This is a genomic window from Bacillus sp. 103mf (genome assembly GCF_900116295.1).
Lineage (GTDB): Bacteria > Bacillota > Bacilli > Bacillales > Bacillaceae_G > Bacillus_A > Bacillus_A bruguierae.
This window is the reverse complement of the sequence record NZ_FPAF01000002.1, coordinates 374,873-388,345: the sequence shown is the minus strand read 5'-3', so window position 1 is coordinate 388,345 and position 13,473 is coordinate 374,873. Positions and strand designations below refer to the sequence as shown.

Annotated in this window: 13 protein-coding genes and 1 pseudogene; 12 read left to right on the top strand and 2 right to left on the bottom strand. The window is 36.8% G+C overall.

Annotated elements, in window-relative coordinates; genetic code table 11:
• Positions 1-169 precede the first annotated feature (169 nt).
• On the bottom strand, positions 170-385 hold the full coding sequence (locus tag BM350_RS08530; protein ID WP_090915705.1) for a spore germination protein: 216 nt from the start codon (positions 383-385) through the stop codon (positions 170-172).
• 481 nt (positions 386-866) lie between these two features.
• Here BM350_RS08530 and BM350_RS08525 point away from each other — a divergent pair, with 481 nt between their 5' ends.
• The 7 genes from BM350_RS08525 (at position 867) to BM350_RS08485 (ending at position 8,409) form a co-directional block, all read left to right on the top strand.
• Positions 867-1,358 (top strand): DUF1648 domain-containing protein, encoded by a 492-nt coding sequence (locus tag BM350_RS08525; protein ID WP_090915708.1) that lies wholly within the window; start codon positions 867-869, stop codon positions 1,356-1,358.
• A gap of 140 nt (positions 1,359-1,498) precedes the next feature.
• Complete coding sequence (locus BM350_RS27235; protein WP_211482626.1) at positions 1,499-2,566, top strand: DUF5667 domain-containing protein; 1,068 nt, start codon at positions 1,499-1,501, stop codon at positions 2,564-2,566.
• Between the two features lie 87 nt (positions 2,567-2,653).
• Positions 2,654-3,376, top strand: a complete 723-nt coding sequence (gene sigI / locus BM350_RS08505) for an RNA polymerase sigma factor SigI (RefSeq protein WP_090915710.1) — start codon at positions 2,654-2,656, stop codon at positions 3,374-3,376.
• Positions 3,369-4,421 carry an anti-sigma factor domain-containing protein gene (locus BM350_RS08500; RefSeq protein WP_090915712.1) on the top strand — a complete coding sequence of 351 codons (1,053 nt, stop codon included), beginning with the start codon at positions 3,369-3,371 and terminating at the stop codon, positions 4,419-4,421. The genes sigI and BM350_RS08500 overlap by 8 nt, the downstream gene beginning before the upstream one ends.
• Before the next feature lie 236 nt (positions 4,422-4,657).
• Positions 4,658-6,247, top strand: a complete 1,590-nt coding sequence (aceB, locus tag BM350_RS08495) for a malate synthase A (protein ID WP_090915714.1) — start codon at positions 4,658-4,660, stop codon at positions 6,245-6,247.
• 23 nt (positions 6,248-6,270) lie between these two features.
• Positions 6,271-7,548 (top strand): isocitrate lyase, encoded by a 1,278-nt coding sequence (gene aceA / locus BM350_RS08490; protein WP_090915716.1) that lies wholly within the window; start codon positions 6,271-6,273, stop codon positions 7,546-7,548.
• Between the two features lie 282 nt (positions 7,549-7,830).
• Positions 7,831-8,409: a competence protein ComK gene (locus BM350_RS08485; protein WP_090915718.1), complete on the top strand. Its 579-nt coding sequence runs from the start codon at positions 7,831-7,833 to the stop codon at positions 8,407-8,409.
• A gap of 673 nt (positions 8,410-9,082) precedes the next feature.
• Here BM350_RS08485 and BM350_RS08480 read toward each other — a convergent pair.
• The gene (locus BM350_RS08480) at positions 9,083-9,508 is read right to left on the bottom strand and encodes a hypothetical protein (protein ID WP_090915720.1); all 426 of its coding nucleotides are present in this window, start codon (positions 9,506-9,508) and stop codon (positions 9,083-9,085) included.
• Positions 9,509-9,598: 90 nt separating this feature from the next.
• Here BM350_RS08480 and BM350_RS27445 point away from each other — a divergent pair, with 90 nt between their 5' ends.
• From BM350_RS27445 to lepB, 5 genes and pseudogenes are all read left to right on the top strand, one after another.
• The gene (locus BM350_RS27445) at positions 9,599-9,715 is read left to right on the top strand and encodes a competence protein ComK (RefSeq protein WP_217647527.1); all 117 of its coding nucleotides are present in this window, start codon (positions 9,599-9,601) and stop codon (positions 9,713-9,715) included.
• Between the two features lie 767 nt (positions 9,716-10,482).
• Positions 10,483-11,286: pseudogene (locus tag BM350_RS08475) on the top strand (N-acetylmuramoyl-L-alanine amidase); the annotation flags it as partial.
• Between the two features lie 316 nt (positions 11,287-11,602).
• Positions 11,603-11,803 carry a cold-shock protein gene (locus BM350_RS08470; RefSeq protein WP_035437341.1) on the top strand — a complete coding sequence of 67 codons (201 nt, stop codon included), beginning with the start codon at positions 11,603-11,605 and terminating at the stop codon, positions 11,801-11,803.
• 298 nt (positions 11,804-12,101) lie between these two features.
• Complete coding sequence (locus tag BM350_RS08465) at positions 12,102-12,701, top strand: TVP38/TMEM64 family protein (protein ID WP_090915726.1); 600 nt, start codon at positions 12,102-12,104, stop codon at positions 12,699-12,701.
• 53 nt (positions 12,702-12,754) lie between these two features.
• Positions 12,755-13,318 carry a signal peptidase I gene (gene lepB / locus BM350_RS08460; RefSeq protein ID WP_090915888.1) on the top strand — a complete coding sequence of 188 codons (564 nt, stop codon included), beginning with the start codon at positions 12,755-12,757 and terminating at the stop codon, positions 13,316-13,318.
• Positions 13,319-13,473: the final 155 nt, after the last annotated feature.

The following is a 13,473-nucleotide window of genomic DNA, read 5'->3' as shown; positions in this document are numbered from 1 at the left end:
TCCGCTTTTCTTTGTAAGTCGCTGCTATGGAGAATACAACATGACCACTACTTGCTTACTCCTTTTGTTTTAAACCTAGCATGTGGCAAAAAAGGCCCTGACCGCTTCTATGCAAGGCCAGATGCTCTCGTCCTTCCTAAAAAAAGGGGGGTTAACTAGTATATATAGTTTACAATGTAAATGTTATATCTTGATCAGTTTGATCATTATCAAATACATTTGAGGTACTAACTCCATTAAAGACTTTCAGTGATTTTGCTGCATTTGATGATCCAGAACCATGATATTCTTTATTACGGAATTGAGGATTTACATTATATTTGTCTCCTAAATTTACAGTCCCATTACATCGTGAAATGACAACGCTGTCAACAATTGCAGGCATGCTCTTCACCTCTTTTTTATTTTTATCCCGCTATTCGCGGGCAGTAAGACCCCCACCTCAAGGTTGAGAGAGAATCGTTGTCCAGCTCTAGCGGCTAGAATCTCCGGTCGCTTCGCCCCTCCGCCGAGGCAAAAAGCGCCTCTTTGTCAGGGACGTGGGCGTCCTGCGTTTCTGAGCGAGCCGCTTCCGCTTTTCTAAAGAAGATAGGTGGGGGATAACTGCCCGTAAAAGCCCGATTGGGCGGGCTTTCCATCAGCGGGAGATGAAGAAAACCCCCACTGATGGAAGTTTCACTTTATTGTATGCTGTTTATTTTGAAAAAAAGATTGTTTATAAAAATAAGTAACCTTATTGAACTACCCCCATCTACCGTTTCCCGCTTGAGGTGGTGGTCTTCTCACCAGATATCATAAAAAAATGTTCTTTTTGTTTTTATGGAAAATATAGTAAAATAATAGTATGAAAGCAAGGAGGAGTAGAGATGAAAAAGATTGCGCCAAGAACAATTCTTGAAAAGTGGCTAGATGGTTTGTCGCTTATTGGAATCGTTTTGATGCTTATATACATTGGCTTCATGTGGTCGTCTTTACCACATGTGATTCCAACTCATTTCGGTTTCGATGGAGAAGCAGATGGGTTTGGCGGGAAAGGAAATATTTTTATTCATCCGACTGTTGGTTTAGGATTCTATATATTATTTCATGTGTTAAGTCGCTTTCCTCATTTGTTTAACTATCCTTCGCATGTTACAGAAGAACAAAAACAACAATTATATATTCATTCCCGTACATTATTAGGGTGGTTACAATTTGAGATTATTACATTTGGTGTATATAGTGCGTGGGAAAACGTACAAATTGCAATGCAAAGAGAAGTTGAATATTCTACAATTTCTGTTGTCATATTTCTCGGTATATTATTTAGTACGATGATATTTTACATAGTTAGAAGTTTACGGATGATAGAAAAATAGAAGAGTAATTTTCATACTTATTGAAAAAGGTGACGGGAAGTCATCTTTTTATTTTTTATGAAAAAATTTTTCTAACCCCCCTAAAACTTATTTTCCCTCCGAATATGTATAGTGAAGAAAACAAATGGAGGAAAAATGACATGAAAAAGATATTGCTAAAAGGAACTATGGTAACAATGATGGCATGTAGTCCATTTCTAATGGGAACGGCGGCGTATGCTAGCGGCAACACAGACGCAGCAAAAACAACAGAGACAGAAAAGCCGACTTTAGTGCAAGGGGATTTCTTTTATTTCGTAAAAACGATGGTGGAAGATATTAAAATGGCACTTGCGAACAATGATTTAGCCAAGGCAAAGTTACTATCTGAACAAGCTGCAGAACGCATTGCTGAAGCGGATGTGTTAATGAAAAAGGGAAAAGATGATTTCACAAAAGATACATTAGAAAAAGCAGCTGAAAACTTAGAAAAAGCGGATGAGTTTTCAGGAGAAACGAAAACAGAAGCAGAAAAGACTGCTGAAGTAAAGAAAGAAGAAGCGGAAAAAACTGCTGAAGTAAAGAAAGAAGAAGCAGAAAAGACTGCTGAAACAAAAAAAGAAGAAACGAAAAAGCCGGCTGATAAAGAAAAAACAGAAGCAGAAAAAGTAAAAGTTCACATCGGAAACAATATCGAAGCATTAGCAAAAGCGCTTGATAAAGTGAAAAATCCGAAAGCAAAAGCTGCGATTACCAAAAATATAGAGAAGAGTTTTGCAAAAATTGCTGCTAAAATAGAGAAAGCGCAAGAAAAGCAAGAGCGTGCTGTTGCAAAGGAAAACAAGCCAGCACAACCGGAACAACCGGAACAACCGGCACAGCCAGCACAACCGGCACAACCGACACAACCGGCACAACCGGCACAACCGACACAACCGGCACAACCGGCACAACCGGAACAACCGGCACAGCCAGCACAACCAGCACAACCAGCACAACCGGCACAACCGGCACAACCAGCACAACCGGCACAACCGGCACAACCAGCACAACCAGCACAACCGGCACAACCAGCACAACCAGTACATAAAGCTGCTGTTTCTCATGAGAATCATGAGCAATCCAAGCAAAAGGAAAATCATGAAGATAACGGTAAAAAAGTTGGTCATGAAAAACATGAAGAAAAACATGAAAACAAACATGAAGACAAACATAAAGAAAAGAACTAAGAAAAGTAGGGAAATACTGTGGGGAAATGGTCACTTCTTTAGTGACCGTTTTGCTATTTATAGCAGAGGGGAGGAGAAGGATTACCTGTGTTAAGTTTATTGATGAAAGTCGTAAAAAAATCGACAATAGAAGATGTAGTATTAAATGTACAAAAAAATGAAGAAGATAAGGAAGCTTTTATCGCTCGGTATCGGCCTTTTATTCGAAAATCGATTTCAGCTGTCTGTCGTCGTTATATTACAGAGCAGGACGATGAATATAGCATTGGACTGTTTGCATTTCATCAAGCTATTGAACAATATTCATATAAAAAAGGGAAATCTTTTCTTTTATTTGCTGAGCTTCTTATAAAAAGAGATGTAATTGACTATATACGTAAGGAGTCTAGGCATAACCTTATCTTTTTAAAAGAAGACCAGCAAGAGGAAACAATGGAAGTACAAGCGGCACTTACAGAATATATGAAAGAGATGGAAAATAGCAATCGGAAGGAAGAAATTCTTCATTTTCAAAGCGTGCTATCTGAATTTAAAATATCGTTTGCCGAGCTTGCGAAGGAGTCTCCGAAACATCGTGATACGCGGGAACATTTAATAGGAATTGTAAAGATTATTATAAAAGAAGAGAAAATGATAGAAGAGCTGTTCCGAAAGAAAAAGTTACCTCTCAAACAAATTGAACCGCATGTTAGAACAAGTCGCAAAACGCTAGAGAGGCATAGAAAATACATCATTGCAATGTGCATTATTTTTGTAAACAACTACATATACATTCAAGAATATATAAGAGGGGGGCAGGGGAATGAATAAAGGAATTGTGATGGATATAAGAAAACGCAGCATAGTTGTTTTGACACCAGACGGAGAATTTATTAATTGTAAGAAAAAGTCGAACTCTTATATAATCGGACAGGAAATTGTATTTCATGAACAAGAAAAGAGACAAGTGACCTTTTCAGTTCCTTCTATATTAAAACCGGCATTGCTAATTTTTGCTTGTTTTCTATGTGTTTTTTTGTTTGTATTCAATCAGCCAGAAGAAAAAGCGCTTGCCTATGTTTCTATCGATATTAATCCGAGCTTAGAAGTAAGTGTGACAAAGGATCTTCGTGTTACGGAATTACGAGCTTGCAATGAGGATGGCAGGCGTATTTTAAAAGAAATAAAAGGCTGGAAAAATGAGCCTTTGCAAGACGTAGTGCGTGCGATTGTAAAGCAAAGCAAAGAGGATGGATACTTAACGAGTGAAAAGCAAGTCATGCTAACATCCGTTGCAAAAGAAAAATCGCTAGAGCCGCAACTGCAGAAGGCTATGCAAGAGTTAAAGAGAGAGTATGATACACAACATGTTACAGTCATATATCAGGAAAGTACTATGCAGATAAGGGAGAATGCCCAAAAAGCAGGAGTCAGCACAGGGATTTATCTGAAACAGGAAAACGAGAAGAAGAAATCGTCTGTCTCACCTGCACCGTCGCAAGTGCAGAAGGAACAACCTTCTGAGGTACATTCGCAGCCGGATGCATCCCCTAATTCAGATTCGCCATCGAATTCCTCTTCTTCTGTGCAACAAGAAAGAAGTGAGCCGAAAGAGCAACAAGAAAAAGAACAACAACAACCAGCTCGCGTACAGCAGCCGCAACCAGAAAGAAATAGCGGCCATAGAGAAGAAAATAACGATAAAGAACAGAAAAAAGAAGATAAGGAACAGAAAAACGAGAACAAAGAGCAAAGAAAAGAACAGAAAAAAGAATATCAGGAACAGAAAAAAGAGCAAAAAGAGCAGCAAAAAGAAAATAAGAATGACAATTCTTCAAAACATGATGAAAAAGAAAAGGGAAAACATGATAAGTAAAAAGGCATAGGGTGTTGTACACTCTATGCTTTTTTTGTTGAAGAAAATTTTTCTCTTTCATTTTGCATAATGCGACACCACGTTATTTACAAGGAATATGAAAAGTACATATAAACCAATTTTGAGATATTGTTAAAAAATTCTAAAAAATCCTTCCTTTTTGATTTTTATGTTATATAATATAAACATAAAAATCAAAACTGTTATAAAACAGTTTGTAAAAAGGAGAGGCTAATATGTCGACGCAAACTTCGCGGGTTACACTCGTTGGAGAAGTATTACCGGCGTATTTGGAGATTTTGACACCAGAAGCACTCACATTTATAAAAGAGTTGCATGAGAATTTTAACGGACGCCGAAAAGAATTACTACAGAAACGAGTAGAGAAGCAAAAGAAAATTGATGCAGGAGAGTTGTTACATTTTTTAGAGGAAACTGCAAATGTTCGGGCTGATGATTGGACAATTGCACCGCTTCCGAATGACTTACAAGACCGGCGCGTAGAAATTACAGGACCGGTTGATCGTAAGATGGTTATTAATGCTCTCAATTCAGGAGCGCGTGTCTTTATGGCAGACTTTGAAGATTCCAATGCACCGACATGGCAAAATGCAATGGAAGGACAAATAAATTTACGAGATGCAGTTAAGGGAACGATTTTGTATACCAATGAAAATGGTAAGGAATATCGTCTTAATGAAAAAACAGCTGTATTAATGGTGCGGCCTCGTGGCTGGCATTTACAAGAAAAGCATGTGTTAGTAGATGGTGAAGAAGTATCAGGTAGTTTATTAGATTTTGGATTGTTCTTTTTTCATAATGCAAAAGCGTTAATGCAAAAGGGGAGTGGTCCATACTTTTACTTACCGAAAATGGAAAGTTACTTAGAAGCAAGATTATGGAATGATGTGTTCGTATTTGCACAAAAATACATTGGCATTCCGCATGGAACAATTAAAGCAACGGCACTGCTAGAGACGATTCATGCTTCATTTGAGATGGATGAAATTTTATATGAGTTGCGGGATCATTCAGCAGGGTTAAATTGTGGACGTTGGGATTATATTTTTAGTTTCTTAAAAACGTTCCGCAATCATGAACAGTTTTTACTTCCTGACCGGGCCCAGGTGACAATGGGTGTTCCGTTTATGCGCGCGTATTGTTTACGTGTCATTCAAACATGCCATCGCCGCAATGCACCAGCAATTGGAGGAATGGCAGCGCAAATTCCAATTAAGAACGACCCAAAAGCGAATGAAGCAGCATTTGAGAAAGTGCGCGCTGATAAAGAACGGGAGGCGTGTGATGGGCATGATGGAACTTGGGTTGCCCACCCGGGACTTGTTCCTGTAGCGATGGAAGTATTTGATCGCATCATGACAACGCCAAACCAAATTTATCGAAAACGAGAAGAAATTCGTATTACAGAGCAAAGTTTATTAGAAGTTCCAGTAGGAACGATTACAGAAGCTGGTCTTCGTACAAATATTAGCGTTGGTATTCAATATATTGCATCGTGGTTAAGCGGCAGAGGAGCAGCGCCTATTTACAATTTAATGGAAGATGCAGCAACTGCAGAAATTTCACGTGCACAAGTGTGGCAATGGATTCGTCACGAGGAAGGGAAACTCGAGGATGGAAGAAAGATTACGTTTGCATTAGTAGAACAGTTTAAAGTAGAAGAATTAGCAAAAATAGAGCAAGAGATTGGTAGTGAGCGCTTTGAAAAAGGACGATTTGTCGAAGCTACGAAACTATTTACGAATCTTGTTCGAAATGATGAATTTGTATCGTTTTTAACGTTACCAGGATATGAGATTTTATAAATGAGGAAAAGGGGATAGAAGAAATGGGAAATGAAAGAGTCGGACAATTACAAGAGAACTGGGAGCTTGATAAACGCTGGAAAGGAGTTACACGTCCATATTCTGCAGAAGATGTCATTCGTCTTCGTGGATCGATTGATATTGAATATACGCTAGCACGCCGCGGTGCAGAAAAGCTTTGGAATTCTCTTCATAGTGAAGATTACATTCATGCGTTAGGTGCATTAACTGGGAATCAAGCAATGCAGCAAGTAAAGGCGGGGTTAAAGGCAATTTATTTGAGCGGCTGGCAAGTAGCGGCCGATGCAAATTTATCAGGTCACATGTATCCAGACCAAAGTTTGTATCCGGCAAATAGTGTGCCGGCAGTTGTAAAACGTATTAATCAAACGTTGCAGCGTGCCGATCAAGTTCAGCATATGGAAGGAAACGGTGATATTGATTACTTCGTACCAATTGTTGCTGATGCAGAGGCAGGATTTGGCGGACAACTAAATGTATTTGAACTAATGAAAGGAATGATCGAGGCAGGAGCATCTGGCGTTCACTTTGAAGATCAACTTTCTTCTGAAAAGAAATGCGGTCATTTAGGCGGAAAGGTATTATTGCCAACACAAACGGCAGTGCGGAATTTAGTATCGGCACGTCTTGCGGCAGATGTAATGGGAGTACCAACGCTCATTATTGCCAGAACAGATGCTGACGCAGCTGATTTAATTACAAGTGATATTGATCCTGTTGATCAACCATTTATTACAGGAGAAAGAACACCAGAAGGTTTCTTCCGGACGAAAGCTGGGCTTGATCAAGCAATTGCGCGCGGCTTAGCATATGCACCGTATGCAGACCTTGTATGGTGCGAAACATCTGAACCGAATTTAGAAGATGCGAAACGCTTTGCAGAAGCAATTCATGAAAAATTCCCTGGAAAACTATTGGCTTACAACTGTTCACCGTCCTTTAACTGGAAGAAAAAATTAGACGATAAAACAATTGCAAACTTCCAAAAAGAAATCGCATCTTACGGATATAAATTCCAATTCGTAACACTTGCTGGCTTCCATTCTTTAAACTACGGCATGTTTGAGCTAGCACGCGGCTATAAAGAACGCGGTATGGCTGCATACTCAGAGCTGCAGCAAGCGGAATTTGCAGCAGAGCAGTATGGTTACTCGGCAACGCGTCATCAACGCGAAGTTGGTACAGGATATTTTGATGAAGTAGCACAAGTCATTACCGGGGGAACTTCGTCAACGACAGCATTGAAAGGATCTACAGAAGCAGAGCAGTTTACGCGATAATAAAAGAGAGAGAGTCAGCTTTCGAGCTGGCTCTCTCTCTTTTATTACAAATATTTCAAAATGAAAAATATGAAATTATATATAAGATAATTTTATTTTTTATAGGAAGAGTATGTAGTTTAATTCTGTTATTCATACAGACGTATAAAAGAAAATTTTAATTTATTACTAAGAAATTGTAAAAAAATTGAAAATGACGTTTATTTTTTGTATAAAATGGTACAATTATCCATGTAGATAATTGCATGAAATTATCCAAAAATGACAAAGGAGAGGAAAAAAATGACTAGTAAAGTCGAAAAGTACACGCCGCAGTACATTGTGAATTCAAACACGATCGCATTGCTTCCAATTGTTTTAAATGACAAACGAATTGTAACACGTGTGATCGAAGAAAATGATGAATTTTTTGTGTACCAAAAGCCACTTGAGATTGTGGAACAAAGTTGTCGTCAATATGGTGCTAGCTTTGGCGGACGAAAAGATGGTACGAAAGAATACACAGGCTTTACGCATAAAGCACCGATTGCAATTAGTCCTACAGATTATATTTATTTTTTTCCTACGTTTTCTTATTCTCGCAAAGAGTGTGCTTGGTTATCGCATTTTCATATTGAAACTGTAACAAAACTTCCTCATGGAAATATTCTGATTGAATTCATAAACGACCAGACAATTAAATTAGAAGTATCTAAAAACAGCTTTGAAAATCAGAGGAATCGAACTGCACAGCTTCGGGCAGAATTTGAAGATAGGAAAAGAAAACAAGCGGCGACAAAATTTTTACTAGTGAATCAAAATGAGGTTTTAGAGCTAAAACCAGCCTATGAGAAAATGTATCTTTTGAAGAAAGAAGATTGATGATATGGATGATGAAAAAGAGAGAGTACTTTTAATGATTCTATTTGAGGGAAAATTAGTTTTAGTAGAGCCGAGAATAAATGAAGAATTATATAAGAGATATGACTGAAGATGAGATTAATACATTTAAGTATTTAGCAGATAATTATATTACAATTAATAAAAGCCCTTTTATGTGAGAAGGGCTTTTATGGTTATTTCTATTTAATAGAGTTCTTTTACAATTCTGCTTGTAGAATAGAATTATCCTTCATACTTCTTTTGTATATACATCATTTCATTGTTTTTATATGGTTTTGTATAATCTTTACTAAATACTTTTTCATCACTAATATCAAGTTCTTGCTTGACTAGATTACAGTCACCAAAATTTAATAATTGCAGCGATAATAATAATTATAAATATTCCAATTAGACCAAAACAACTCAATCTAAAAATTCTTATTATGTTGTCCTCCCTTGAATTAAATACATTATTTAGTATAGCAGATGAATAAATGTATTTTGAGGAATGATTTGTTAATAAAGAAAATCACGCAAAGGCAGGCAATAATTCGTGTTATTTCATTTATGTGTTACAAGAAGCTTAATTGGACTCAACTAAGTCATGTGATACGTACTTCACCTTATAAATTATTAAAAATAAAAACCTATCGGTAGATAGGTTTCGGATTCATGATCCCTCAATTCCCGAATTATTTCTGTTTCGTTTTAATAGCAATAATATGTGGAAATACACAATTGCTGGTATTATCCCGTAAGGAGAATACCATATTAACCCACTTTCTATAAAATCAAACGAAAATAATATTCCTAATAAAATAACCCCAAACATTGAGTACATAAGTAATTGAATCAAATATGTTTTTTGAGAAGAATGACACTTATTTAAGATTTTTTTCGTAGCCCAATCAACTAATAGAGAGAATGGTATTCCGATAAACGTGAATATAGGGATAGTATAAAATAATGTAATTATAGAAAAAAGCATAGGCGAAAAATCATATTGTCCACCTAAAATAAATGAGAAAATACCCAATGCTACAGCAATAATTGAACTTGAAAGTATAGCTGACAATAGTCTTTTCAATAGATCCATTTATTTTTCTCCTTATTAACTTTCTTTTAAATATTTTAGCATGTATTTTCCATTTATCTTTTAATAAATAAATCTTCCTTTGTTTTATTTATGTGTTACAAGAAGTTTGGCGGACGAAAAGATGGTACGAAAGAATACACAGACTTTACGTATAAAGCACCGATTGCAATTAGTCCTATTAGAAAGAAGATTGATGATATGGAATAAGAAGAATGACATTTTCTTCTTATTATTCATACATAGGAAGTGTAATCTATTAATATAGAGTTTAGAAAATCACTATATAACTCTGTTTTAATTTTTCACCATATAAGCCTCTGCTATGCAGAACAGAACAAAACATAACCTACACTACACTCACTTTCTCGCACGTGGCAGAAAAAGGCCCTGACCGCTTCTATGCGTGGCCAGACGCTCTCGCCAACCTAAAAAGAAAGGGGGTTTTATGTCATTTTTCCTTTATCAGCAGAACTTTTTATCTGTTTTAAACAGCAATTATGTGAGATAATTTAAATACATATAAATCCATTTTAATTTTTCGACATATAAATCGCTGCCAGACCTGCACGCACTTTTCACCTTTGTTTTAAATCTTCATGTGGTAGGAAATTTTATCCCGCACCAACGGGCAGTAAAACTCCCACCTCAAGATTCTGAGAAAACAAAGAAGATAGGTGGGAGATAACTGCTGACATGTGCCCAATTGGGGGGCTTTCCATCAGTGGGGGATGAAAAACCCCCACTGATGGAAGTTTCACTTTATGCGTGGCTAAGTGTCTCGTCCATCTAAAAAGAAAGAGTGTTTTTATGTCATTTTTTAATTTGTATTTATATAGATGGGTCCCCAAAGTATATCTATTATCAAATAGTGCACGTTTCTACTATTTCTCAATCCTCCCAATAAAGTTTGACTGGGGCTTTTTTAGTTATTTTTTCTACATAAATCAAATAAGGTTTTTTGAAGGTGATGAAAAATGAAAGCTATTAAACTACTATGCTCTGTAACTGTAGCATCTATTACGTTATTAACTTCGGTTAATAGTGCGTTTGCTGATAGTACACTTATTATTCCAGATTTACCTAAGGAACCATATCGCAATGGTGTAGGTAAGTACGAAGGGGTTGTGGCGCATTCAACTGCTACTCCTGAGGTTTCGGCAACTAACATTCAACGTTATCAGTCTCGTACATGGGGGACAGCTTTTGTTCATTATGTTGTCGATTGGGATGAGACGATTCAGACTGCGAGTACAAAATATCGTTCGTGGGGGGCAGGACCAACTGCGAATGAGAGATTTGTTCAAGTTGAATTAAGTGAGACGAAGAACCCAGTAAAGTTTAAACGGTCTTACGAACGTTATGTAAAGCTGCTAGCGGAGATTTTACGTAGCCGCAATATTCATCCATCTAAAGGGTTGTGGACTCATAAAGATGTTACGTATAAGTTTGGTGGTACTGATCACGAAGATCCATTAGCTTATTTGGCCAGCCATGGCGTTTCGGAAGCGCAATTTCGTGCGGATGTACTAAAAGCATATAATGGAAATGCTATTTCAAGCGGGGCAAAAGTGCAGCAATCTAATAAGGAACACGGCGTGATACATATTAATAGAAATAATGTTAATCTACGTTCCGGCCCGTCAACGAGTAATCATATTATTCGTAAAGTGCAAAAAGGAGAAGTGTACAAAGTGTGGGGTGAATCAGGAAACTGGTTAAAAGTAGGTAAGAATCATTGGATTTACAATGATGCATCGTACATTCGTTACACTAAAAAATAAAGATTCTTTAGTTCATAAACAATAAATGATATGTATGTTTATTAAAACAAAAGAACCGATGCTCGATATAGAGTGTCGGTTCTATCCATTTTTTTATTTTTGTTTTCATAAATTATGTTGTACATTCTTTTTTTTATATGGTATAGTTAATTTATAGTTGAATACTTAAATCAAGCAATCCATATATTATCAAGTGCCGTGAAACTAGCGAGAAAATTATGTATGTGTTCTGTTTCGCATTTGATAATGTGTGGATTCTTTTTTTATGCTGTGAAAACTAAAAAAATATATTTATTTTTAGGAGGAAGTTATTATGAAAACAGGTCAAGTAAAATGGTTTAACAATGAAAAAGGTTTCGGTTTCATCGAAGTTCCAGGCGAAAACGATGTATTCGTACATTTCTCTGCTATTACAACTGAAGGTTTCAAATCTTTAGAAGAAGGCGAAAAAGTTAGCTTTGAAGTAGAAGAAGGTAACCGTGGACCTCAAGCTAAAAACGTTGTAAAACTATAATCTTATAGATCATAGTGTGAAAAAAGGATGGCATTCGCCATCCTTTTTTGTTATTTATAAAAGGATTTTTTCTAGGAAATATGGAAAATAAATATATATTTAGTTGTCAGATATATCATTTCCCCTTATTGCAGAGTAATGGTAAAGTAATAACAGGAAAAGGTAAACTAAAATTTCAGTTAGGAAACGTTTTTTTCATGGAGTTGTACAAATCGGGCTCTTAAAGTAAGGGTAATATCCTCTTCGTTCGGAAAAAATTTACAATTCGTTAGAGCAAGGTAAAGGGGTACATAGTAGAATGGATTTTCAAACAATTAAAGAATATTTCACAATAGAAAATATGGAACATTTGTTAAAGAGCTATCAAGCATTTGGTCCGCTAATTGGCATTGGGCTTCCGATGATTGAAGCGTTTATTCCAGCTTTGCCTCTCTTTTTATTTGTGATGGCAAATGCAGTTGCTTTTGGACTATGGCTTGGCTTTTTCTACTCATGGCTTGGTTCATGTATAGGGGCATTGCTTGTGTTTTTTATCATTCGTCGTTTTGGAAGAAGTCGCTTTTTTGCTTTTGTAAATAGACATCCGCGAGTTCGCAATGCGATGACATGGATAGAGAGAAAAGGATTTGCACCCATTTTCCTGTTATTTTGTTTTCCGTTTACGCCGTCAGCGCTTATTAACGTTGTAGCAGGTTTGTCGCGTATTAGTAAGCGGCAGTTTGTTTTAGCACTTTCACTTGGTAAGCTTGTGATGATTTTCGTGTTAAGTTACGTTGGTCATGATCTTGCCTCTTTTATGCATAAGCCAGTAAAAACAGCTATTGTAATAGGTGTCATTTTTGTTTTATGGTATGTCGGAAAGAAAATTGAAGTCAAGCTTGAACTGAGCAGAGACTAAACTTCGTAAGTGAGCGCACCCCTGTTATAGAAAAGAGAAAGGGATGTGGCATGATGAAGCGAAAGTGGAAAAAAGAAAGCATAGAGTGGATGAGAACAATTTTTATAGGTGTTTTATTAGCTGTATTTTTTCGCACTTTTTTCTTTGCAACGTATGTGGTAGAAGGAAAGTCGATGATGCCTACGCTCCAAGATGGTAATATGCTGATTGTGAATAAAGTAGGCTATCAGTTAGGTGAATTGAGTCGTTTTGATGTTGTTGTCTTTCATGCGAATAAACAGGAAGATTATGTAAAACGGATTATTGGCCTTCCGGGGGACAAAATTGCATACAAACATGATAAACTATATATTAACGGACAATTTATTGAAGAGCCGTACTTAGATGCATACAAAAAACAAATTCATGGAAGACAGTTAACAGGAGACTTTACCCTAGAAGAGTTAACAAATGAAAAGGTTGTTCCGCAAGGGTTTCTCTTTGTAATTGGAGATAATCGTTTAGGAAGCTGGGATAGTCGTCACTTCGGATTTGTAAAAATAGAACAAGTTGTTGGAAAAGTTGATTTACGCTATTGGCCAATCAATGAAGTACAAACAAATTTCTCTAAAGGGTAATTCGAAATTTCGAATTACCTTCTTTTTCGGATAAAGTGAAACTTTAATCAGAGGGGATTTTCTTCATCCCCCCTCTGATTATTAGTTGAACCAATCGGGCTTTTACGGGCAGTTATCCCCCACCTATCTTCTTCGATTCTTTCTCAATCTTGAGG